At 54.5% G+C, this 22,956-nt stretch carries 22 protein-coding genes; all 22 read left to right on the forward strand.

Annotated features, from left to right (window positions below; all coding sequences use genetic code 11):
• Positions 1-65: 65 nt before the first annotated feature.
• The 22 genes from MKX63_RS13055 to MKX63_RS13160 all read left to right on the forward strand — a co-directional run bounded on the left by MKX63_RS13055 (position 66) and on the right by MKX63_RS13160 (position 22,907).
• Positions 66-1,994 carry a stage V sporulation protein D gene (locus MKX63_RS13055; RefSeq protein WP_341018623.1) on the forward strand — a complete coding sequence of 643 codons (1,929 nt, stop codon included), beginning with the start codon at positions 66-68 and terminating at the stop codon, positions 1,992-1,994.
• 94 nt (positions 1,995-2,088) lie between these two features.
• Complete coding sequence (locus MKX63_RS13060; protein ID WP_341017561.1) at positions 2,089-3,576, forward strand: UDP-N-acetylmuramoyl-L-alanyl-D-glutamate--2,6-diaminopimelate ligase; 1,488 nt, start codon at positions 2,089-2,091, stop codon at positions 3,574-3,576.
• Complete coding sequence (locus MKX63_RS13065; protein ID WP_341018625.1) at positions 3,576-4,985, forward strand: UDP-N-acetylmuramoyl-tripeptide--D-alanyl-D-alanine ligase; 1,410 nt, start codon at positions 3,576-3,578, stop codon at positions 4,983-4,985. The genes MKX63_RS13060 and MKX63_RS13065 overlap by 1 nt, the downstream gene beginning before the upstream one ends.
• A 15-nt stretch (positions 4,986-5,000) precedes the next feature.
• Positions 5,001-5,966 carry a phospho-N-acetylmuramoyl-pentapeptide-transferase gene (gene mraY, locus MKX63_RS13070; protein ID WP_341017563.1) on the forward strand — a complete coding sequence of 322 codons (966 nt, stop codon included), beginning with the start codon at positions 5,001-5,003 and terminating at the stop codon, positions 5,964-5,966.
• A 3-nt stretch (positions 5,967-5,969) separates the two neighbouring features.
• Positions 5,970-7,391: a UDP-N-acetylmuramoyl-L-alanine--D-glutamate ligase gene (murD, locus tag MKX63_RS13075; protein WP_341017564.1), complete on the forward strand. Its 1,422-nt coding sequence runs from the start codon at positions 5,970-5,972 to the stop codon at positions 7,389-7,391.
• Positions 7,392-7,440: 49 nt separating this feature from the next.
• On the forward strand, positions 7,441-8,538 hold the full coding sequence (spoVE, locus tag MKX63_RS13080) for a stage V sporulation protein E (RefSeq protein ID WP_036724276.1): 1,098 nt from the start codon (positions 7,441-7,443) through the stop codon (positions 8,536-8,538).
• A gap of 5 nt (positions 8,539-8,543) precedes the next feature.
• Positions 8,544-9,659 (forward strand): undecaprenyldiphospho-muramoylpentapeptide beta-N-acetylglucosaminyltransferase, encoded by a 1,116-nt coding sequence (gene murG, locus MKX63_RS13085; RefSeq protein WP_341017566.1) that lies wholly within the window; start codon positions 8,544-8,546, stop codon positions 9,657-9,659.
• 186 nt (positions 9,660-9,845) lie between these two features.
• Complete coding sequence (murA, locus tag MKX63_RS13090; RefSeq protein WP_341017568.1) at positions 9,846-11,129, forward strand: UDP-N-acetylglucosamine 1-carboxyvinyltransferase; 1,284 nt, start codon at positions 9,846-9,848, stop codon at positions 11,127-11,129.
• A 65-nt stretch (positions 11,130-11,194) separates the two neighbouring features.
• Positions 11,195-11,959, forward strand: a complete 765-nt coding sequence (locus MKX63_RS13095; protein ID WP_341017570.1) for a cell division protein FtsQ/DivIB — start codon at positions 11,195-11,197, stop codon at positions 11,957-11,959.
• Positions 11,960-12,286: 327 nt separating this feature from the next.
• Positions 12,287-13,549: a cell division protein FtsA gene (ftsA, locus tag MKX63_RS13100; protein ID WP_341017571.1), complete on the forward strand. Its 1,263-nt coding sequence runs from the start codon at positions 12,287-12,289 to the stop codon at positions 13,547-13,549.
• Between the two features lie 63 nt (positions 13,550-13,612).
• Complete coding sequence (ftsZ, locus tag MKX63_RS13105; RefSeq protein WP_036690196.1) at positions 13,613-14,731, forward strand: cell division protein FtsZ; 1,119 nt, start codon at positions 13,613-13,615, stop codon at positions 14,729-14,731.
• A gap of 127 nt (positions 14,732-14,858) precedes the next feature.
• Complete coding sequence (locus MKX63_RS13110; RefSeq protein ID WP_341017574.1) at positions 14,859-15,722, forward strand: Rpn family recombination-promoting nuclease/putative transposase; 864 nt, start codon at positions 14,859-14,861, stop codon at positions 15,720-15,722.
• A 214-nt stretch (positions 15,723-15,936) separates the two neighbouring features.
• Positions 15,937-16,893: a sigma-E processing peptidase SpoIIGA gene (gene spoIIGA / locus MKX63_RS13115; protein ID WP_341017576.1), complete on the forward strand. Its 957-nt coding sequence runs from the start codon at positions 15,937-15,939 to the stop codon at positions 16,891-16,893.
• A 19-nt stretch (positions 16,894-16,912) separates the two neighbouring features.
• Positions 16,913-17,635, forward strand: coding sequence for an RNA polymerase sporulation sigma factor SigE (gene sigE / locus MKX63_RS13120; protein WP_036690190.1), 723 nt, complete (start codon positions 16,913-16,915; stop codon positions 17,633-17,635).
• A gap of 78 nt (positions 17,636-17,713) precedes the next feature.
• Entirely contained in the window at positions 17,714-18,496 is a 783-nt protein-coding gene (sigG, locus tag MKX63_RS13125; protein WP_036690188.1) for an RNA polymerase sporulation sigma factor SigG, read from the forward strand.
• 164 nt (positions 18,497-18,660) lie between these two features.
• Positions 18,661-19,005 carry a YlmC/YmxH family sporulation protein gene (locus MKX63_RS13130; RefSeq protein ID WP_341017578.1) on the forward strand — a complete coding sequence of 115 codons (345 nt, stop codon included), beginning with the start codon at positions 18,661-18,663 and terminating at the stop codon, positions 19,003-19,005.
• Positions 19,006-19,225: 220 nt separating this feature from the next.
• Positions 19,226-20,083, forward strand: a complete 858-nt coding sequence (gene pgeF, locus MKX63_RS13135; RefSeq protein ID WP_341017579.1) for a peptidoglycan editing factor PgeF — start codon at positions 19,226-19,228, stop codon at positions 20,081-20,083.
• A gap of 4 nt (positions 20,084-20,087) precedes the next feature.
• Complete coding sequence (locus MKX63_RS13140; RefSeq protein WP_341017581.1) at positions 20,088-20,783, forward strand: YggS family pyridoxal phosphate-dependent enzyme; 696 nt, start codon at positions 20,088-20,090, stop codon at positions 20,781-20,783.
• Positions 20,783-21,226 (forward strand): cell division protein SepF, encoded by a 444-nt coding sequence (locus MKX63_RS13145; protein ID WP_036690181.1) that lies wholly within the window; start codon positions 20,783-20,785, stop codon positions 21,224-21,226. The genes MKX63_RS13140 and MKX63_RS13145 overlap by 1 nt, the downstream gene beginning before the upstream one ends.
• Before the next feature lie 7 nt (positions 21,227-21,233).
• Entirely contained in the window at positions 21,234-21,503 is a 270-nt protein-coding gene (locus MKX63_RS13150; protein ID WP_341017582.1) for a YggT family protein, read from the forward strand.
• A gap of 4 nt (positions 21,504-21,507) precedes the next feature.
• Positions 21,508-22,290 (forward strand): YlmH family RNA-binding protein, encoded by a 783-nt coding sequence (locus tag MKX63_RS13155; protein ID WP_341017583.1) that lies wholly within the window; start codon positions 21,508-21,510, stop codon positions 22,288-22,290.
• 131 nt (positions 22,291-22,421) lie between these two features.
• A complete protein-coding gene (locus tag MKX63_RS13160) occupies positions 22,422-22,907 on the forward strand; it encodes a DivIVA domain-containing protein (RefSeq protein WP_036690176.1) in 486 nt (161 codons plus the stop codon).
• Positions 22,908-22,956 lie beyond the last annotated feature (49 nt).

The raw sequence follows: 22,956 nt of genomic DNA on the forward strand, positions 1-22,956 counted from the left end.
CTGTTTGTCCTGAATAGTCATGAAGGTAAGAGATCATGTCTATGAGCGAAAGCGGGGAGAACAGAGTGAAGGTATCAAAAGTCGTTAGCCGGCGGAGAATGCTGTGGACGCTGCTGGGACTGGCCGTGTTGTTCGGTGCGCTGGCTGTGCGCCTTGCCTATGTACAGTTGACCCAAGGCGAGAAGCTGAGCGAGAAGGCCGAGGATTTATGGCGGCGGAATATCCCCTTCACCGCCAAACGCGGTGAGATTCTGGACAGGGAGGGTGTGGCGCTGGCGTATAACATCAGCTCACCCACGGTTTATGCCATTCCAGTACAGGTGAAGGAGAAGGAACAGACTGCGAAGCAGCTGGCTCCGCTGCTCGGCATGACCGAGGAGAAGCTGACCCAGCTGCTCACCCAAAAGAAAGCCTCAGTGAAACTGCAGCCCGGCGGCCGCAAAATTACGATGGAGCTTGCCGCGAGCATCCGTAATTTGCAGCTGCCGGGCATCGTTGTCGCTGAGGATAACAAACGGTATTATCCCTTCGGGGATCTGGCCGCACATATTCTGGGCTTCACCGGAATCGACAATCAGGGGATTACCGGGATTGAGAGCATCTATGATAAGCTGCTTCAGGGGAGTGCGGGCAATATCTCCTATCTCTCCGATGCGGGAGGCCGGCTGATGCCCGGGTCCTCCGAGAAGTACACGCAGCCGCAGGATGGACTTAGCCTGCAGCTGACCATCGACAAGCAGATTCAATCCATTATGGAACGCGAGCTGGATCAGGCCATGGTGAAATATCAGGCGCAGGGCGCCTGGTCTATTGCCATGGACCCCCGTAACGGCGAGATTCTGGCGATGGCGAGCCGGCCGGGGTATGAGCCAGGGAGCTACCAGGAATACGATGCTGAGGTATATAACCGTAATCTTCCGATCTGGATGACGTATGAGCCAGGTTCCACCTTCAAGATCATCACGCTGGCTGCGGCATTGGAGGAGGGGAAGGTAGATCTGCAGCATGAGCATTTTTTCGATCCGGGTTACATTGAAGTCGGCGGAGCGAAGCTGCGCTGCTGGAAGAAGGGCGGTCACGGAAGTCAGACCTTCCTTGAAGTGGTCGAGAACTCCTGCAACCCGGGGTTCGTTGCCTTGGGGCAGCGTCTGGGTAAGGATACGCTGTTCAAGTACATCCGTGATTTCGGCTTCGGGAGCAAGACGGGCATCGATCTGAACGGTGAAGCGAACGGAATTCTGTTCAAGCCCGCCCAGGTGGGCCCGGTGGAGCTGGCAACCACGGCATTCGGCCAAGGGGTATCCGTCACGCCGATTCAGCAGATTGCTGCGGTATCGGCAGCGATCAACGGCGGCAAGCTGTATACTCCGCATGTGGCCAAAGCCTGGATTAACCCGGATACCGGGAACGTTGTCTCCGAGACTGAGCCGGAGGAAGTGCGGCAGGTGATCTCGGAGGAGACCTCGAAGAAAGTGCGGGCTGCCCTTGAGAGCGTAGTTGCCAAAGGCACAGGCCGGCCGGCATTTATTGACGGCTACCGTGTGGGCGGCAAGACAGGGACAGCACAGAAGGTAATCAACGGCCGGTATTCTCCTACAGAGCATATCGTATCCTTTATCGGCTTTGCGCCGGCGGATGATCCGCAGATCGTAGTCTATACGGCAGTCGATAACCCGAAGGGAATTCAGTTCGGGGGTGTAGTTGCCGCTCCGATTGTCCAGAATATTCTTGAGGATTCTCTTCTGTATTTGAAGGTTCCGGAGCGTAAGGATCAGCTGCCGAGAACCTATAAATACGGAGAGACTCCGATAGTGACGGTCCCTGATCTTACGGGGGCAACAGTTCAGGATATCTATGAGGACTTGAACATGAATTTCATGCTGGTCCGTTCCGGCACCGGCAATACTGTGATCAATCAGGCCCCGAAGGCCGGGGCAAGAGTGCAGCAGGGCTCCACCATCCGGATTTATATGGGAACGCCAAGTGAGCCTTAAGGTTTGTTATATACTGAAAAACTTACAAATACAATTTATTTGGATGGATAAATTACCCAAAATATAAGGATTTTATGCAGAGTGAGGGATAGCTATGTTAATTAAAGAACTCTCTTCTTGTCTGGCCGCTGCCCGTCTATACGGGGACGGAGACATAGAAATTTCAGATTTGCAGGCCGATTCACGCAAGGTGGGTCCGGGCGATTTGTTCATTTGTCTGCCCGGACATACAGTGGACGGACATGATTACGCACCTCAGGCTGCCGCCAAGGGTGCGGCTGCTCTGGTCTGCGAGCGGAAGCTGGACATTGACTTGCCGCAGATCGTGGTGGATGACTGCCGGTATGCCATGTCTGTGCTGTCCAATGCCTTCTTCGGTTCACCGAGCAGCCGGATGAAGCTGATCGGCATCACAGGTACCAACGGCAAGACGACCACCACCTATCTGATTGAACGGATCATGCAGGATCATGGGGTGAAGACCGGCCTGATCGGAACGATCCAGATGCGGTATGACGGTCAGAGCTATCCGATGTCCGGTACGACACAGGAATCTCTGGAGCTTCAACGCAGTCTGAATCATATGGCGCTTAAGGGTGTGCAGTGCTGTGTAATGGAAGTCTCCTCCCATGCGCTCCAGCAGGGCCGGGTAAAGGGGACCGACTACCGCACCGCGATCTTTACGAATCTGACCCAGGATCACCTGGATTACCATCATACAATGGAGGAGTACCGCGCAGTGAAGGGCTTGTTCTTCTCACGGCTCGGCAATGTGATCTCCCCGTGGAAGGAAGAACGCAAGTATGCGGTGCTGAATGCCGACGATGAAGCCAGCGCCTATTTTGCCGCCCAGACCGCAGCGGAGGTCATTACATATGGTATCGACAAGACCGCCAATGTCCGGGCATCGCAAATATCGATCACCGCCAAAGGAACTTTTTTCCATGTGGAGACGTTTAGAGGAGAGACCGATATTTCGCTTCGCATGGTCGGTAAATTCAACGTCTATAATGCGCTTGCGGCGATTACGGCTGCGCTGCTGGAGGATGTGCCGCTTGCGGATATCAAGGCCAGTCTGGAGTCGGTTGCCGGCGTGGACGGCCGTGTCGAATCGGTCGATGCCGGGCAGGATTTCGCAGTCATCGTTGACTATGCACATACGCCGGACGGTCTGGAGAATGTGCTGAAGGCGGTATGTGAATTTGCAGCAGGCAAGGTGCTCACGGTCTTCGGCTGCGGCGGGGACCGTGATACGACCAAACGGCCGCTCATGGGCAAAATTGCTGCGAAGTACAGTGACCATGTACTGGTCACCTCCGACAACCCGCGGACCGAGGACCCGCTGCAGATACTGGCTGATATTGAGGCCGGCCTCCGTGAGGATGGCGTGGCGCGCGAGCGCTATGAGATGATTCCGGACCGGCGGGAAGCCATCACAAAAGCTATTGAAATGGCAAGCCCCGGCGATGTAGTATTGATTGCGGGGAAAGGTCATGAGACCTATCAGCTGATCAAGGGAGTCGTTCATGATTTCGATGACCGCATCGTTGCCAAAGAAGTGATAAGGGGCCGAAGCTATTGATTATTAGAACATTGCATAATGTCGCGGAAATGTGCGGAGGAGAGCTGTCCTCATCCGAAGCTAAGGATATAGAGATTCAGGGAGTTGTAACTGACTCGCGCAAAATATCGCCGGACTGCCTGTTCGTCCCGCTGGTTGGGGAGAACTTCGACGGCCATCACTATGCGGCCGCTTCGCTGGCGGCGGGAGCTGCCGCTACCCTCTGGCAGAGGAATAAGGGGCCTGCACCCGCAGGCGGCGGGGTTATACTGGTAGAGGACACTCTAGCGGCACTGCAGAAGCTGTCCTCCGCCTATTTGGCTCAGGTGGCCCCCCAGGTGGTTGCCGTAACAGGAAGCAACGGCAAGACGACGACCAAGGATATGATTACGGCACTGCTGGAAGTGCAGTACAAGGTACACAAGACCCAAGGGAACTTCAACAATCATATCGGCCTGCCGCTTACGATTCTCTCCATGGACAGTGATGTGGAGATCGCTGTGCTGGAGATGGGCATGAGCTCACGGGGAGAGATCGCCCTGCTGTCTCTGCTCGCTTCTCCTGACGTAGCGGTGATTACCAATGTCGGCGAATCCCATCTGCTCCAGCTGGGTTCCCGCAAGGAGATTGCCAGAGCGAAGCTTGAGATTGTGGACGGACTTCAGCCGGGCGGGCTGCTGATCTATAACGGGGATGAGCCGCTGCTTGCCGAGGTTCTGGCCGATCCAGGCTTCCGCACGCCTGAAGGGCTGCAGACCTTCCGCTTCGGGCAGACGGCTGACAATGATGATTATCCGACCGGCCTGATGACACACAGCAGGGGGATGACCTTCACCTCGCTGCGGAATGGGGAGCGGGCCTTCACCCTTCCGCTGCCCGGACAGCACAATGTAATTAATGCGCTTGCTGCGCTTGCAGTGGCGCGTCATTATAAGGTGACGGGTGAGAATATGGCAGAAGGACTAAGCGGCCTCAAGCTGACCGGTATGCGGATTGAGGTTATTCAGGCGGCCAGCGGACTGGTTCTGCTGAATGATGCCTATAATGCCAGTCCTACCTCCATGAGAGCGGCGATTGATGTGCTGCAGTCCATGAAATGCAGCGGCCGCAGAATCGCGGTGCTGGGGGACATGCTGGAACTCGGGCCGGAGGAGCTTCAGTTCCACCGGCAGATCGGCAGCTATCTCGACCCGGCGCTGACAGATATCGTATTCACCTACGGACCGCTGTCGGCGCAGCTTGCGGCGGTGGCCTCGGAGCGGTTCGAGGCCGGGCATATCTTTGCTTTTACGGATAAAGAAGCCTTGATCGATGCCTTGAATGCGAAGTGCGGCAATGACGATGTTGTGCTGTTCAAAGCATCCCGAGGGATGCGGCTGGAGGAAGTGCTGAAGCGCTTGAAAGAACATTCTGAAGCGAATGCTAACTAAAGGAGGGGTGTACCCATGGATTATCAATTACTTCTGCTGACTATTGCTGTGTCCTTTATCCTTGCGGTCATTGCCGCTCCGCTGATCATACCGCTGCTGCGCCGGCTTAAGCTGGGACAGCAGGTTCGTGACGACGGGCCCCAGACCCATCTGAAAAAGGCGGGAACCCCGACCATGGGCGGCGTAATTATCATGGTCGCGTTCACGCTGTCTTTTCTGAAATTCTCGGTCATTAATTCGGACTTCTATGTACTGCTGGCCGCTACGCTGGGCTATGGACTCATTGGATTCCTGGATGATTATATCAAAATTGTGTTCAAGCGCTCCCTCGGCCTAACGGCGCGCCAGAAGCTGCTGGGACAGCTGCTGGTCGGCGTCGTGCTCAGCATTCTGCTGATCTCGGCCGGGCATGATACGAATATCAGCGTACCGGGAACCTCCTTCAGCTTAGACTGGGGCCCCTGGTTCTATTATCCGTTCATTGTGCTGATGATGATGGCGGTCACGAATGCCGTTAACTTCACGGACGGTGTGGATGGTCTGCTGTCAGGCGTAAGCGCGATTGCGCTCGCTGCCTTCGCGGTGGTAGCCATGCAGGCAACCTCAATTGCCGCTGGTGTCTGTGCGGCTGCGATGATTGGCGCAGTGCTTGGCTTTCTCGTATTCAACGCCCATCCTGCCAAGGTGTTCATGGGCGATTTCGGCTCCTTCGGGATCGGCGGGGCGATTGGCGCGATTGCTATTGTCACCAAGACCGAGCTGCTCTTTGTGGTGATCGGCGGAGTCTTCGTGGTTGAAATGCTGTCCGTAATTATTCAGGTCGCCTCGTTTAAGACACGCGGCAAACGGGTATTCAGAATGAGCCCGATCCATCATCACTTTGAGCTGGGCGGCTGGTCGGAGTGGCGTGTAGTCGTCTCCTTCTGGGCGGTGGGCCTTGTGCTGGCGGCAGCTGGACTATATCTCATCAAGGGGTTGTAACGAATGAAACATCCGGATCTGTACCGTGGTCAAGAGGTGGTTGTCCTGGGGCTCGCCAAAAGCGGCGTCCAGGTGGCCAAGGTGCTGCATGAACACGGCGCTGTGGTGACGGTCAATGACAAAAAGGAAAGAGATCAGAGTCCCGAAGCTTCCGAACTGGAATCTTTGGGAATTTCTGTTATATGCGGCGGGCATCCGGAGAGTCTGATCCACGAGGGAGTGGAGCTGCTTGTCAAGAATCCGGGGATTCCTTATTCGGTTGCTCCGGTACAGCAGGCGCTGGAGCTGGGGATTGAGGTGGTGACCGAGGTAGAGGTCGCGTATCACCTCTGCGCTGCCCCGATGATCGGCATCACCGGCTCTAACGGCAAGACCACCACAACGACCTGGGTGGGCCATATGCTGGAGGCAGCGGGGATGCGGCCCATTGTGGCCGGGAACATAGGAACACCGCTCTCCCAGGCCGCACAGGAGGCTGACGCGGACAACTGGATGGTGGTCGAGCTAAGCAGCTTCCAGCTGAAGGGCACGGAAGCGTTCCGGCCGAAGATTGCTGCCCTGCTGAATGTCGCGGAGACCCACCTCGACTACCATGGGGGCATGGAGGATTATGTAGCCTCCAAATCCAAGCTGTTCGCGAATCAGGGACCGGAGGATACCGCTGTGCTGAACTGGGATGATCCGGTCTGCCGGGAACTGGTGCCCTATCTTAAGGCGGGTATTCTGCCCTTCTCCATGAACGAGGAGCTGGTGCAGGGCATCTTCGTCCGCCCGTCCTACGTGCCGGATACGGTAGACGAGCTGAAGCGGGTCATTATCTACCGCGATTACACCGAGAGCGAGACTGAAATAGCAGATGTCGATTCTATCGGACTTCCCGGCCGCTTCAATGTGGGAAATGCGCTGGCTGCCTGCGGCATTGCCATTGCCGCAGGGGCGGACCCGGCGGTGCTGGGCCCGGTGCTGGCTTCCTTCCGCGGGGTGGAGCACAGGCTGGAGTATGTAACAGATAAGGCAGGGGCCGCCTATTATAACAATTCCAAGGCTACCAATTCCAAAGCTACCTCCATGGCGCTGGCCTCCTTCCGGAAGCCGGTCATTCTTATTGCCGGGGGCCTGGACCGCGGCTCGGATTATATGGAGCTGCTGCCTGTCCTTGGAGAGAATGTCAAAGCCCTGGTGGCGCTTGGGCAGACCCGGGACAAGCTGGCGGCTGTAGCCCGGCTGGCAGGAGTAAAGACGGTCATCTCCGTCGATAATGGGGAGAGTGCCGCTGCTGTGCTGGAGCAGGCTGTGCGGGAGGCTTCGGCCCTGGCGGAAGCCGGGGATGTAGTTCTTCTGTCCCCTGCCTGTGCCAGCTGGGATATGTTTACCTCCTATGAGGAGCGCGGGCGTATTTTTAAAGAGGCGGTGCATAATCTTTAAGTAGGGGGGTGGATAAGCCCCTACTACGGATGCAAGAGGTGTGCTCCTGATGAACAAATCCCGTCATGCGCCCGATATCTGGCTGCTGCTTCCGATACTGGCTTTGCTGGCTATCGGTATGGTAATGGTATACAGTGCCGGGTCCGTTCTGGGCTTCCGCAATTATGGCGATTCGTTTTATTTTGTCAAAAGACAGATGCTGTTCGCAGGCCTGGGCCTCATCGCGATGTTCATTACAGCGAACACCGATTATCTGGTGCTGAAAAGGTTCGCCCGGCCGCTCCTGCTCGTGTGCTTCGCCCTGCTGGTGCTGGTGCTGATTCCCGGCATCGGCGTGGTGCGCGGCGGTGCACGCAGCTGGCTCGGCATCAGCTCCTTCGGGATTCAGCCCTCGGAGTTCATGAAGATGGGGATGATCCTCTTCCTGGCCAAATGGCTTGGTACCGAGGAGTATGACATCTCCAGCTTCATGCGCGGGCTGCTTCCGCCGCTTGCGCTGATCGGCTCCGCATTCGCACTGATTATGCTTCAGCCGGATCTCGGTACAGGCACTGTCATGTTCGGCGCAGCCATGATGATGGTCTTCACAGCGGGGGCGCGGATGAAGCATCTGCTCTCCCTCGGTGCGCTGGGGCTGGCCGGGTTCGCCGGACTCATTGCAGCTGCGCCTTACCGGCTGCAGCGGATTACCGCCTTTCTGGACCCCTGGTCCGATCCGCTGGGTGCCGGTTATCAGATTATCCAGTCACTCTATGCGGTAGGGCCCGGAGGGCTGGGCGGGCTGGGCTTCGGGATGAGCCGGCAAAAATACAGCTACGTCCCGGAGCCGCAGACTGATTTTATTTTCTCAATCTTGGCCGAGGAGCTGGGGTTCATCGGGGGGCTGGCCGTGCTGCTGCTGTTCCTGCTGCTGATCTGGCGCGGAATGAAGGTCGCCATGAGTTTGCCGGACCGCTTCGGCAGCTATCTAGCTGTAGGGATCGTCTGTATGGTGGCGGTTCAGGTGGTCATCAACATCGGCGTGGTAATCGGCCTGATTCCGGTAACCGGCATCACGCTTCCGCTGATCAGCTATGGCGGCTCATCGCTCACTCTGATGCTCACAGCGCTTGGCATTCTGCTTAATTTATCCCGTTATGCGAGGTGAAAGACATGCGTATTGTACTTAGCGGCGGCGGCACGGGAGGACATATCTATCCTGCCGTAGCCGTAGCCAGACAACTGGAATCCGAAGATGCGGATTCTGTCTTCCTGTATATCGGAGGCAAGCGGGGTCTGGAGAGCAAGCTGGTTCCCCAGGAGAATCTGCCTTTCCAGTCCATTGATATTACAGGCTTCCGCCGCAAGCTGTCGATGGATAATGTGAAGACGGTTATGCGGTTCCTTAAGGGGGTCAAAGCCTCCAAGGCCATGCTGCGCGAGTTCAAGCCTGATGTGGTTGTCGGTACCGGGGGGTATGTCTGCGGGCCTGTTGTGTATGCAGCCTCCCGGCTCGGTATCCCGACGCTGATCCATGAACAGAATGCAATTCCGGGACTGACCAACCGTTTTCTCAGCCGGTATGCCAGCACAGTCGCGGTGAGCTTTGAAGGCACAGAGCCGGCTTTTCCCGGGGCCAAAAATGTAATCTATACGGGCAATCCCCGGGCCACTACGGTCATGACGGCGAACCCGCAGCGTGGCTTTGCTTCACTCGGCATTCCCGAAGGAAGCACGGTGGTGCTGGTTGTCGGAGGAAGCGGAGGAGCCAAGGCGATTAACCGCGCCATGATTGAAATGGCACCGTTTGTGGGTAAGGGTAATGGTGTTCACTATGTGTATGTGACTGGAGAATCTTACTTTGAGGATACCCGCAAAGCGGTACGCGAGCAGCTCGGCGGTATTCCGAACTGGCTGCATGTCCTCCCCTATGTTCACAATATGCCTGAGGTGCTGGCCTGCACTTCCCTGATCGTTAACCGGGCAGGCGCCTCTTTTCTTGCAGAGATTACCGCGCTTGGCATACCCTCTGTGCTCATTCCGTCTCCCAATGTAACGAACAACCATCAGGAAGCCAACGCCAGAGCGCTGGAAGGTGAAGGGGCGGCAGTGGTGCTGCTGGAGAAGGACTTAAGCGGCGAGGCGCTGTTCACAGCGGTTCAGAAGATCATCGGAGCGGATACGCTGCGCCATAGCATGTCGGAGGCCTCAAGGCGCCTGGGCAAAAGAGATTCCGCCTCCCTGGTAGTCAGCGAGCTGCGCAGGCTGGCTGCAGGACGTAAACGCTAGAATCCGGGCTTACATTGTCACACACACGGGACTCCTAACATAGGATGATCCTATAATCGTGACAATCACCCAGAGCGCTTCTTGATGTCTGAGCCTTGGAGACGGAATCCGTTCCGGCCCATTACGCAGGACAGCGGGGCCAGGAAGTGCTTACGGTGGGTGAGCGGTAATCTCGGAGGTGATACATTGGACAAATTGGTGATTGAGGGTGGAACCCCCCTGTCAGGCACCATACGTATCCATGGAGCAAAGAATGCGGCACTGCCGATTCTGGCAGCCAGCCTGCTGGCCGAAGGAGTTCACTCACTGCATAATGTGCCGAAGCTGCTGGACATCGAAACAATGCTGCATATTCTGCAGCGGCTGGGCTGCAGGACAGTGCATGAAGAGGAGACGGTCACCGTAGATACATCCTTTCTCCTGACCTCTCATGTTCCGGAGGACCTGATGCGGCAGATGAGATCCTCCATATTCCTGATGGGCCCGCTTTTGGCCAAGTTCGGGGAAGTGACGATCTATCAGCCGGGGGGCTGTGCCATCGGTGAGCGCAAGATCGACCTTCACCTGCATGGCCTCAAGCTGCTCGGGGCAGAGATTGAGGAGACGGGCGGCCGGATCTGCTGCCGGGCTGCCGGCTTGAGGGGCTGTGATATTCATCTGGATTATCCCAGCGTAGGCGCCACGGAGAATATCATGATGGCCGCCGCCATGGCTGAGGGCACGACCACTATCTCCGGGGCAGCGAGAGAGCCGGAAATCCAGGATCTGCAGAACTTCCTCAATGCGATGGGGGCACAAATTATCGGCGCAGGGACCGATACGATCACCATTCAGGGTGTCCGCAAGCTCCATGCCTGCAGCTATGAGGTGATCCCCGACCGGATTGTTGCCGGAACCGTGATGATTGCCGCCGCCGCCACACGGGGAAATGTCACGCTGACCCACACCAATGCAGGACATTTGACCTCCCTGATCCACATCCTGAGGCGCGCCGGTGTTCAAATTACAGTATGCAATGATATAATTAATATCAGCTGTATGGGACGTCCCCGTGCAGTTGAGCGTATTGTTACCTCTCCGTACCCATCTTTTCCTACAGACCTGCAATCCCAGGTTATGGTTCTATTGTCCCTGGCCGACGGATTCAGTGTAATCAAGGAAACGGTTTTTGAGGGGCGCTTCAAGCACGTGGAGGAGATGGCCCGGATGGGAGCGGATATCTCTATTGATATGAGCAGGGCCTTCATACGCGGCGTTCAGCGGTTGTATGGAGCCACGGTTGAGGCCACTGACCTGCGGGCCGGAGCTGCCCTGGTAATCGCCGGGCTGGCTGCTCAGGGAACGACTATTGTTGAGCAGGCGCATCATATTGACCGGGGATATGACGGCATCGAATTACTGTTTCAAAAGCTGGGGGCACGCATTACCCGCAAGGTGCCTGTGCCTGACCCGCTGGATTTGGCCAATTAAAGCTCCCTGTCTCCTTCGGCGTAGCCGTGAGGAAGGAGACAGGGCCTTATTACGGAGATATGAGAATGCCAAAAACGCGAATACCTCTTTTGAAAGAGGACAAGCCTAGCAAGAGAAAAAACCGTAAAATCATCATCATTCTGGCACTGCTGTTTACTGCGCTGCTGGCGGTAATCTTCTTCCGTTCGTCGATCAGCAAGATTACAGCCATTGAAATGCAGGGGGATAAATATACGTCCCGTGAGCAGCTGCTGGCTGCAAGCGGCCTGAAGATCGGGGGACAGTTCTTCGCCGTCTCCGGAGATTCTGTGGGGAAGGCGCTGGAGGAGCTGGATACGGTTCAGGAGGCCCAAGTAAGCAAGAAGTTCCCCGGAGTGGTTACAATTACCGTGAAGGAGTACCCGGCGGTTGCTTATGAGCTGGACCAGGCAGGCATGCTGGAAGCTATTCTGTCGAGCGGGGCCGCCGTCTCTGTGACGGATACGGGAATTGCTGTAGAGAAGCCGATATTGACTAACTGGAAGGCTGAAGACCCTTTTAAGGCCAAGCTGTGCCAGGCGCTGGCTGGAATTCCGAATGAGCTGACCAGTGATATATCGGAGATTGTACCTTCCCCGACGTTGTCTTTTCCGGACCGGATTAAGCTCTATACACGTTCACGGTTTGAGGTCATAACGGCGATTTCGCTGCTCAAGGATAAAGTAGGCTATTTGAATCAGGTGATTCAGACGGAGGAGCCGGGACTGATCAAAATGCTGGAGGCGGACTCCTATGTTCCGTTCCATACCGAAGCCGGGGACACCGGGGAAGACGCAGATGCGGGGGAGTAAATAGTCCCTACTAATAGGGCGGAAAAAATGCTACAATCTGTTTTACGGGTAATAAGCAATATCCCTCTTTTTTCTGCGGATTTTTTGAGATGTAATCCAGGATATAGCCGCTGTTCTCTAGTTTCCACTTGTTTGAATGTCAGGTGCTGATCCCGCTAAGCGGAGGGTGCCTGCCTGCACGTGAATACCTTGTCATATTATTCCTCTCAAAAAATTTGTTGAAAAAAGAGGGAAAGGATTAGGGATGTTGAATATGTACAGAGATGTTTCCCGCGACCGGGATCAAAGACATGTTTATTATGATTATAACAGGAGGTGCCATAGGGCTTGAGCAACAATGACATCATTGTTAGTTTGGACATCGGTACATCCAAAGTTCGGGCAATAATCGGGGAAGTTACTAGTGGAACCTTCAATATTATTGGCGTTGGATCTGCTGATTCGGAAGGGATACGCAAGGGTGCGATTGTAGACATCGATCAGACTGTGCAATCGATCAGGAGTGCCGTAGAGCATGCGGAGCAAATGGTCGGTATTCAAATATCCGAGGTGTATGTCGGCATATCCGGCAACCATATCGGCCTGCAATCCAGCCACGGCGTAGTTGCCGTTCAGAATGAGGACCGTGAGATCGGCGAAGATGATATCGACCGCGTAATCAAGGCTGCGGAGGTGATTGCACTTCCGCCGGAACGCGAGGTCATTGATGTTGTCGCCAAGCAGTATATCGTCGACGGCCTTGAAGGCATTCAGGACCCGCGCGGCATGATCGGCGTCCGCCTGGAAGTGGAGGCTACGATCATCACCGGTGCCAAGACCCCCATACATAATCTGCTCCGCTGCGTGGAGAAATCAGGTCTGAAGGTTAAAGATCTTGTCCTTATGTCTCTCGGGGCTGGCGGATTAGCGCTCTCCAAAGATGAGAAATCAATGGGGGCTGTACTGGTGGATATCGGTGCCGGACAAGCCACGATAGCTGTATATGAAGAAGGTTCCCTTAGTGCAACCTCCACGATTCCGATCGGAGGAGAATTCGTAACCAATGATATTGCGTACGGACTTCGTACACTTACCGACCAGGCGGAGAAGGTCAAGCTGAAATACGGCTGTGCCTGGATCGATGATGCCGCTTCAGAGGTAGTCTTCAAGGTTCTGCGTATCGGCAGTAATGTGGAGAAGGAATTCAACCAGGAGGATCTGGCAGCGATTATCGAGCCGAGAGTCCAGGAAATCTTCCACCTGATCCGTCAGGAAGTGAAGCGGCTTGGTTATACGGAGCTCCCGGGAGGTTATATACTTACGGGTGGCACAGTTTCGATGCCAGGGGTGCTTAAGGTAGCCCAGAACGAGCTGGCAGCCTCCGTACGGATCGCTGTGCCGGATTATATCGGAGTGCGTGACCCCGGCTTCACCGGCGGTGTAGGCATCCTTCATAATGTGGTGCGCAACTACCGTGGACGCAGCAGCGGCGGAAGTGCCAACAAGAAGACCGTTAACCGCAGCAAGCAGAGCGCAGCGCCGGTTCAGGATTCTTCCAAGAAGCCGGGTCTGGTGGAACGACTAAAGAATATGTTTAGCGAGTTCATATAAGAGTAATCCAGATATACTTGGATTGGCCATCCAAGCACTACTCGAGGGGGAGATGGAAACAATATGTTGGAATTTGATTTTGAAATGGAGAGCTTGGCGCAAATAAAAGTCATCGGCGTCGGCGGCGGAGGAAGCAACGCTGTGAACCGGATGATTGAAAATGGCGTTCAGGGTGTTGAGTTCATCACGGTTAATACAGACGCCCAAGCGCTGCATATGGCCAAATCGGAGCATAAATTACAAATCGGGGATAAATTGACCCGCGGACTTGGCGCAGGAGCGAATCCTGAGGTCGGCAAGAAGGCGGCAGAGGAATCCCGCGATCTGATCTCGAATACGCTGAAGGGCGCGGACATGGTCTTCGTTACCGCAGGCATGGGGGGCGGTACCGGAACAGGCGCAGCGCCTGTCATTGCTGAAATCGCCCGGGAGTGTGGAGCGTTGACGGTAGGCGTTGTAACCCGCCCGTTCACTTTTGAAGGCAGAAAACGTGCCAATCAGGCAGAGCTTGGAATCGAAGCGCTCAAGGAAAAGGTTGATACGCTGATTGTGATTCCGAATGACCGCCTCCTGGAAATTGTGGATAAGAAGACTCCAATGCTGGAAGCGTTCCGTGAAGCGGACAATGTACTCCGGCAGGCAGTACAAGGCATCTCCGACCTTATTCAGGTTCCCGGTCTGATCAACCTTGACTTTGCCGATGTGAAGACGATTATGACCGAGCGCGGTTCAGCGCTTATGGGCATCGGGATTGCCACCGGCGAGAACCGAGCATCTGAGGCGGCCCGCAAGGCGATTATGAGCCCGCTGCTTGAAACATCCATCGAAGGTGCGCGCGGTGTTATTATGAACATTACAGGCGGCTCTAACCTCTCCCTGTACGAAGTGAATGAAGCTGCCGAGATTGTTACCTCTGCTTCCGACCCTGAAGTGAATATGATCTTCGGTGCCATTATCGAAGAGAGTATGAAGGATGAAATCAAGGTTACTGTGATTGCGACCGGATTTGAACACAAGCCTTCTCCAATAGCTCCTGTACGCCGTCCTGCGGCAAACAGCGAGCCGGCTGCTGATAATAAGAGCAAGAGTGAGAATCTTCGTCCGTTCGGGAATCAGACAAGCTCTGATCAGCTGGATATTCCGACCTTCCTGCGCAACCGGACACGCGGCAATAATGATTAAGAGCCTTTAAATCGCTATTAATAGCATAGACTGTTACGGAAGCACCGTATCACGCAGCTTTGAACTGCGGGGTATGGTGTTTTTTTGCTTTTCAAGCTGTATAATAACGATAACGGGAGACGATACCATGGAAATGCTGGACCCCCGGGTGGATTTTGTATTTAAGCGGATTTTTGCAAGCGAGAGCAACAAGGATGTACTGCTCGCCTTTCTGAATCAGATATTCCTGGATGCGGGCGATCTTCCGCTGGAGGAAGTGGTGCTGCTCAATCCTTATACAGATAAGGATGATCCGCTGGATAAGCAAGCGATATTTGATATATGGGCCAAGACGGTGGGCGGCAAGCTGATCAATATTGAGATGCAGCTGTTCAACAAATATGATATTGAGAAACGCACGCTGTATTATTGGAGCAAGCGTTATGCCGGGCAGCTTCAGGTCAGCGGGAAATATACCGAGCTTAAGAAATGCGTGACGATTAATATTCTGAATTACAAGGTGCTGCCTAATGAACATACACACAGTGTATTTCATTTGCGGGAGGACAGCAGCGGAGCGCCGCTGACAGATGATATCGAGATTCATTTCCTGGAGCTGCCTAAGCTAAACAAGCCGGTTACGCCCGGCGAGGGCGGCCTTGTGAACTGGCTGCTGTTCCTGAAAGGGATTGACTACTCTGATTGGGAGGTGCTGCAAATGAATGAGCCGGCCTTGAAGAAGGCGATGGAGACGCTGGAATTTCTGAGCCAGGATTCGGAGGCCCGCCGCAAGTATGAGGACCGCCAGAAGTTCCTGATGGACGAAGCCTCGCAGCGGGAGGGTGCGCTAAGAGAAGGCTTTGCTAAGGGCGTGGAGGAAGGCACTATGGCGGGTAAACAGGAGGCCAAGCGGGTAATAGCGAAGAATCTCCTGTCTATGGGAATGGATCGTCCTTCTGTGCAGAAGGCAACCGGACTTTCCGAAGAAGAGTTGAAATCTATCAACAATTAAATACGTCATGCATGAAGCCAGCCGCCCAAGGTTGGCTTTTGTTGTGCATTAAGGTTCCTCTTAAGGCCCATAACTCGACAAAAAAACTGCAAGAACGCCCCCCATGTTTAGACAGACTTTGGATGCGGGAGTTTCTATACTAATCTTATCGTCTAAAAAGAGAGCCTGCACCCCGGCCTCCGGATAGATATCCGCTTGCAGGCAGGTGAGAGCGATGGTTGTGTATATTGACTTGATTTTTGCCGCCAATCTGCTGATCGACGGAGTCCTGCTGTGGCTGACAAGCTGGCTGGTTAAGCACAAGATATCCTGGTGGCGCCTGACTCTCTCAGCGCTGGCAGGGGCGCTCTATGTTGTCATGATGTTTGTACCGGAGCTGTCCTTTATGTATACCTTTCTCGTCAAATTCGGTCTATCGGTTTTGATGATCTGGATAGCCTTTGGATTTAGAAGTCTGCAAAGCTATCTTCGGGCATTCGGGGCGTTTTATATCATTAATTTTGCGGCGGCGGGAGGGATCATAGGCGTTCATTATCTGCTGCAAAGCTCTGGTGACCTCTGGAAGGGCATGATCTTCACCTCATCGGGAGGCCAAGCTTACCGGCTGAAGATCGGGTTCTGGTTCGTGCTTGCCCTGCTTCCGCTGGTGCTGCTGCTCTTCAAGGGGATCCAGTCCTCCCGCCGGCACAGAGAGCAGCTGGACTCCTATATCGGGGAAGTGACAGTGGAGATCGGCGGAGTGTCGGTTACCTGCCCCGGACTGCTGGATACCGGGAACCGGCTCAGCGATCCGCTGACGAGGATTCCGGTCATGGTGATGGAAGCCTCGCTGTGGGAAGGGCATTTGCCGGCTTCCTGGAAAGGGAGGCTGACCCAGACGGGTGCAGATACACTTGTACTGGAAACGGACGGGCAGTCGTTCCCCTGGCAGGACAGAGTGCGGCTGGTGCCGTACAGGGGCGTCAACCGCGGGGCATCCTTCATGCTCGCGCTGAAGCCGGATAAGGTAAGGATAGAGCTTGGCGGTGATACCTTTTGCAGCACAAGGGTACTCATCGGGCTGGATGGCGGGACACTGTCGGGAGACGGCGCATACCGGGCGGTCATACATCCTGACCTGACCCATAAAGAGAGTGCTCCAGAAGTGCCGGCTGACAAGGTGATGGGCTAAGTAACCTATAGGAGGAACAATAATGGTCAAATTCAAGCTTGTGCTGCAACTGCAGTATTACCGCATGCTGTTTCTGCTCGGTCTGAAGAGCCAGGAGATTTATTATATCGGTGGAAGTGAGGCGCTGCCGCCGCCGCTGACACGCGAGGAGGAGGAATTCCTGCTCCAGCGCCTCTCCAGCGGAGATGCGGCGGTCCGGGCCATGCTGATTGAGCGCAATCTGCGGCTGGTGGTCTACATCGCCCGGAAATTCGAGAACACCGGAATTAACATTGAGGATCTGGTATCCATTGGCGCGATCGGACTGATTAAGGCGGTCAACACCTTTGATCCGGAGAAAAAAATCAAACTCGCCACCTACGCCTCACGCTGCATCGAGAATGAGATTCTGATGTATTTGCGGCGTAACAGCAAGACCCGAAGCGAGGTTTCTTTTGATGAACCGCTGAATATTGACTGGGACGGCAACGAGCTGTTGCTCTCGGATGTGCTGGGTACGGAGAATGATACGATCTACCGCAACATCGAGGAGCAGGTGGACCGCAAGCTGCTGCAGAAGGCGCTGGAGAAGCTCAGCGAGCGGGAACGGCTGATCATGGAGCTGAGATTCGGGCTGCGCGGCGGCGAAGAAAAAACACAAAAGGATGTAGCCGATCTGCTGGGCATCTCCCAATCCTATATTTCCCGCCTGGAGAAACGAATTATCAAGCGGCTGCGCAAGGAGTTCAACAAGATGGTGTAAGTGATGAAAGCTGAGGAATAAAATGCCGGACCGGGGAGATAATGTACAGTAATGTTTCTCCTTGGGAGGTTAATCATCATGACCCGAAATAAAGTCGAGATTTGCGGTGTGGATACCGCCAAGCTGCCTGTTCTTACGAACGTGGAAATGCGGGCATTGTTCACTTCGCTGCAGCAGCAGGGCGAGCGATCCGCCAGAGAGAAATTGGTAAATGGCAACCTCAGGCTTGTGCTAAGCGTGATTCAAAGGTTCAATAATCGTGGAGAGTTCGTCGATGATTTGTTTCAGGTAGGCTGCATCGGACTCATGAAAGCCATCGATAATTTCGATTTATCGCAAAATGTCAAGTTCTCCACCTATGCGGTGCCGATGATTATCGGAGAGATCCGCCGCTACTTGCGCGACAACAACCCGATTCGGGTATCCCGCTCCCTGCGCGATATTGCCTATAAGGCGCTGCAGGTGCGTGACAGCCTGACGAACCAGAATTCGCGGGAGCCGACGATCTTTGAAATATCCGAAGCGCTCGGTGTTCCGAAGGAGGATGTTGTCTTCGCACTTGATGCGATCCAGGACCCGGTATCCCTGTTCGAGCCGATCTATCATGACGGCGGGGACCCAATCTATGTGATGGATCAGATCAGTGACGACAAGAACAAGGATGTCTCCTGGATTGAGGAGATTGCACTCCGGGAGGCCATGCAGCGGCTGGGGCAGCGCGAGAAACGCATTCTGTCGATGCGCTTCTTCGAAGGCAAGACCCAGATGGAGGTCGCTGACGAGATTGGCATCTCGCAGGCCCAGGTCTCAAGGCTTGAGAAATCAGCGATCCAGCAAATGCAAAAGCATGTAAAGTCCTGACCACAGTCTATAAATGAGCGGAGGATATTCCGGATGGCGGCACCTGGCGGCCATCCGGGATATCCTTTTATATGTCCGGGGCACAGAGGCTGGAATACAGTCATGCGGCCAAGCCCTAAGGACATATACTGAAGCTATAGGTCTGAATGTACAGGGGTGGCAGGATGATTGAGGAAACGTCAGCTTCGGATAAAAAGATGAAAATATCCGATTTCCAAACTAAAGATGTAATCAATATTGTGGACGGCAAACGGCTGGGCCAGATCAGCGATCTGGAGCTGGATTTGCGCAGAGGCGTCATTGACGCTGTGATTGTCCCGGGGTATACAAGGTTCATGGGGCTGTTCGGCGGCGGTGCCGATCTGGTGATTCCGTGGCGGAATATTGTGAAGATCGGTGCGGATGTCGTGCTCGTGAAGCTGGAGGAGCCCCGCATGCCGCAGGGACAGGAAGACCGCGAGATGATGTACCTGGAACGGCCGGAACGCAGTGAACGGCGCACTTATTAATGAGGTGCGTCTTTTTTCTGCCTATCTGGGTAAAGTCATAGAGTGGATTGAGAAATGTACGGCGTGGGCTGAGTTTGTGTTGTATGTTTACGAAGTATGTTTTCGGGGCCCCCGCAAAGTACTTGAATTCACTCCGAAGCATTACTTCACTTTGTGGGGTAGAGTTTGTGGGGATAAGTTTGTGGGGCTGAGTGTGGTACACTTAAGCGGAGGTGAAGAGATGGAACCGTTTATGCAAAATGGCGCAGCGCCCATGCTGCTGCATCTGGAGCCGTGGCGTGAGCCGTACAGGGGCATTACTGCAGGCTTCACCGGCAGAGCAGGCGGCAGCGGGAAAGAACCGTATGACAGCTTCAATTGTGCTTTTCATGTAGGCGATGATCCGGCGGATGTGCTGGCTAACCGCAGCCTGCTGGCTGCGGGTCTGGGCTTCCGGCTGGCTGACTGGACCTGCGGAGAACAGACCCATGGCAAAGAGATCGCTGTCGTTACAGAAAAGGAACGCGGCCGGGGCAGCCTGGACCGGGCCTCTGCCTTTCAGGCCACTGACGGACTGCTGACGAATGTGCCCGGAGTGCTGCTGACTTCTTTCTACGCTGATTGTGTACCGCTGTTCTTCCATGATCCGCTGAACCAGGTGGTGGGGCTGGCGCATGCAGGCTGGAAGGGGACCGTAGCGGAAATCGCGTCCGCGATGGTGGAGCGTATGGGGCTCACGTATGGGAGCCGTCCACAGGACATACAGGCCGCTATAGGACCTTCCATCGGAGACTGCTGCTATGAGGTGGATGATTATGTAATGGACCCTGTCCGCCGCCTGGAGGCCAGGCTGAACCTGCCGGCTCCTGCAGAAGGCGAACGGGCTATATATAGACCATCCGAGACAGACAGCAGCAAAATGCTGCTGAACTTGAAAGAATTGAATCAACGCATTATGATAAAAGCAGGAATATTGCCGACTCATATCGAATGTACAACTTGGTGTACAAGCTGTAACAGTGATCTGTTCTTTTCCTACCGGAAGGAAAACGGGGTCACTGGGAGAATGACGAGCTGGATCGGAATAAAGGAGAGTTGAAATTTTGGCCTCGCTACAAGAAAGAATAGCCACTACCCGGGAACGTGTCGCACGGGCCTGCACGGCCAGCGGCCGGGATGCCAGTGAAGTCAAGGTGATTGCGGTAACGAAATACGTATCGCTGAATACGGTTGCCGCTGTGCTGGAGGCAGGACTTGAGGAGATCGCCGAGAGCCGCTGGCAGGATGCGGAGCCGAAATGGAATGCGCTGGGGCATAAGGGAATATGGCATTTTATCGGGCATTTGCAGACGAACAAGGTGAAGGACGTTATCGGTAAATTTCAATATATTCACTCTCTGGACCGGCTGTCGCTGGCCAGGGAGCTGCATAAGAAGGCGGAAGCTGCCGGACTTGAGGTGAAGGTGTTCCTGCAGGTGAATATTTCAGGCGAGGATACCAAGTTCGGCCTGGCGCCGGAAGCGGTGGAGGACTTCCTGCGGGAGATCGCCCCGCTTGACCGGGTGAAGGTCATCGGTCTGATGACGATGGCCCCTCATGAGGAAGACCCCGAGGCGACCCGGCCGGTATTCCGCGGACTCCGCGAGCTGCGTGACCGCTTGAATCTGTTGGGTTTGACACCTGAGCCAATACAAGAGCTGTCGATGGGCATGTCGAATGACTTTGAAGTGGCGATACAGGAAGGAGCCACCCGGGTTCGTCTGGGAACGGTATTAGTAGGTCATGAGGAGGGAGAATGATGGGCGTGATGAACCGGTTTATGAGTTTCTTGGGCTTGCAGGAGGAAGAGGAGATTGTGGAGCGGGAGCAAATTTCCCGTGATGAGGATGAATACGAACCCGCCCCTGTAGAAACACGCAAGAATCAGAGGGCCAACGTCGTTAGCATTCATTCCCAAAAAAATGTGAAGGTTGTGCTCTACGAGCCGCGTTCTTATGACGAGGCGCAGGAGATCGCTGACCATCTGCGTTCACACCGCACGGTAGTCATTAACCTGCAGCGGGTGCGCAATGACCAGGCGATGCGGATTATCGATTTTCTCAGCGGAACTGTTTATGCTCTGGGTGGAGGAATATCCAAAATTGGGGGCAATATATTTATGTGCACACCGGACACCGTGGAGATTCAAGGCTCCATTACCGAGATCCTGGGTGACGAGCAAGACTACAACCGAATGAGGTGAGCAGGGTTTGAATGAAATATCTTCAATTATAGACATCCTATTTCAGATTTACTATTACATGATCCTCGTATACATTCTGATGTCCTGGCTGCCGAATCTGCGTGAGAACTTTATCGGTGAGCTGCTGGGCAAGCTGGTGGAGCCGTATCTGGCACCGTTCCGGAGAATTATCCCTCCATTGTTTGGAACGCTGGATATTTCCCCGATTGTCGCGATTATCTTGCTGCGCTTTGCCGCAGTCGGGCTTAAATCAATCCTGGCTTCGGTCTTCGGTTAATCCCATGAAGATTGAAATCTACGGGCATTTCCACCCGGATGAGCGTCCGTTTGTGGACAAGGCCTGGGAGTGGGTAACGAATGCCGGGGAGTATCATGAGACGAAGCTGACCGAATTCCTGGACCCCCGTCAGGCCTATATTCTGCAGAGTCTGGTGAACCGCCATCCTGATGTGATTGTGCGCTGGGAGGGCGGTTCTTCGGATGCCGAGCGGAAGCGGGGCATGGTGGCTCCGGATTATCGTGACCTAACGAATGAGGATATGGAATTAAGCGTGCTGAATATCACCTCAGGGGAACAGAAATTTCTCTCGCTGGAACATGGGGATTATATGGGAGCAATCCTGGGACTTGGCATCAAAAGAGGCAAGATTGGTGATATTTATGTGCTGGAAGACGGCTGCCACGTAGTGGTGGCTGCTGACATCGCGGATTACCTGTCCATTCATTTGACTGGAGTACACCGGATTAATGTCAGTACGGAGATCCTGCCGTTATCGGACCTGCGCAGCAGTGAGGTCAAGCTTACGAAGCTGGAATTCACAGTGGCGTCCCTCCGGCTTGACGGGATTGCAGCGGATGTCACGCGGCTGAGCCGGAGCAAGATTCTGGCCCCGATCAAGGCCGGGCGCGTCCGGGTGAACTGGAAGGTTGAGGAAGATCCGTCCCGTTCGCTGAAGGACGGGGACATGGTCTCGATCCAGGGCTTCGGACGGTTCAAGGTGCTGGAGATCGGCAGCTTGACGAAGAAGGGCCGTTACCGGATTTTGGTAGGCAAATTTGTCTGAAGTCTTTGCAGGATTACAGCTGTGCTTGTCGAAATTGATAAACTCAGGGAAATATGGACATTTAGCAGGCCGTGCGCCGGTAATTGTCTTTCATCTATAATCTTCACCGAAATTTCTAGGAGGTGCACAGCATGCCATTAACACCGCTCGATATACATAACAAGGAATTCTCCCGGAGAATCCGCGGTTATGATGAAGATGAGGTCAATGAATTTCTGGATCAGGTGATTAAGGATTACGAGAGCGTGATCCGGGAGAATAAGGAGCTGCACAACCAGCTGTTAACCCTTCAGGAACGCCTGGATCATTTCGTCAATATTGAAGAGAGTCTGTCCAAGACTATTCTTGTAGCCCAGGAGGCTGCAGATGATGTGAAGAACAACTCCAAGAAGGAATCCCAGCTGATCCTCAAGGAAGCGGAGAAGAATGCCGACCGGATTATCAACGAAGCGTTGTCCAAATCCCGCAAGGTGGCGATCGAGACCGAGGAGCTGCGCAAGCAGGCTTCGATCTATCGTACCCGGTTCCGGACGCTGCTGGAAGCCCAGCTGGAGCTGCTGTCCCAGGATGATTGGAATGCGCTGGAGAGCCGCGAGGTTAGCGAGAACGCGCTCTGAGCCTAAGATGACAGTTAGCTTGTACTATAATACACAAAAACTCCTTAAC

Source organism: Paenibacillus sp. FSL R7-0179, assembly GCF_038002265.1.
Classification (GTDB): domain Bacteria; phylum Bacillota; class Bacilli; order Paenibacillales; family Paenibacillaceae; genus Paenibacillus_AQ.

Bases quoted from the DNA above. Each gene is read 5' to 3' on its own strand.
- spoVE (WP_036724276.1), top strand. From the start codon at position 7,441: ATGAACAAATCCCGTCATGCGCCCGATATCTGGCTGCTGCTTCCGATA.
- spoIIGA (WP_341017576.1), top strand. From the start codon at position 15,937: ATGGTTGTGTATATTGACTTGATTTTTGCCGCCAATCTGCTGATCGAC.
- MKX63_RS13110 (WP_341017574.1), top strand. From the start codon at position 14,859: ATGGAAATGCTGGACCCCCGGGTGGATTTTGTATTTAAGCGGATTTTT.
- mraY (WP_341017563.1), top strand. From the start codon at position 5,001: ATGGATTATCAATTACTTCTGCTGACTATTGCTGTGTCCTTTATCCTT.
- MKX63_RS13155 (WP_341017583.1), top strand. From the start codon at position 21,508: ATGAAGATTGAAATCTACGGGCATTTCCACCCGGATGAGCGTCCGTTT.
- murD (WP_341017564.1), top strand. From the start codon at position 5,970: ATGAAACATCCGGATCTGTACCGTGGTCAAGAGGTGGTTGTCCTGGGG.
- MKX63_RS13095 (WP_341017570.1), top strand. From the start codon at position 11,195: ATGCCAAAAACGCGAATACCTCTTTTGAAAGAGGACAAGCCTAGCAAG.
- ftsZ (WP_036690196.1), top strand. From the start codon at position 13,613: ATGTTGGAATTTGATTTTGAAATGGAGAGCTTGGCGCAAATAAAAGTC.
- MKX63_RS13060 (WP_341017561.1), top strand. From the start codon at position 2,089: ATGTTAATTAAAGAACTCTCTTCTTGTCTGGCCGCTGCCCGTCTATAC.
- MKX63_RS13160 (WP_036690176.1), top strand. From the start codon at position 22,422: ATGCCATTAACACCGCTCGATATACATAACAAGGAATTCTCCCGGAGA.
- MKX63_RS13145 (WP_036690181.1), top strand. From the start codon at position 20,783: ATGGGCGTGATGAACCGGTTTATGAGTTTCTTGGGCTTGCAGGAGGAA.
- pgeF (WP_341017579.1), top strand. From the start codon at position 19,226: ATGGAACCGTTTATGCAAAATGGCGCAGCGCCCATGCTGCTGCATCTG.
- murG (WP_341017566.1), top strand. From the start codon at position 8,544: ATGCGTATTGTACTTAGCGGCGGCGGCACGGGAGGACATATCTATCCT.
- MKX63_RS13130 (WP_341017578.1), top strand. From the start codon at position 18,661: ATGATTGAGGAAACGTCAGCTTCGGATAAAAAGATGAAAATATCCGAT.
- sigG (WP_036690188.1), top strand. From the start codon at position 17,714: ATGACCCGAAATAAAGTCGAGATTTGCGGTGTGGATACCGCCAAGCTG.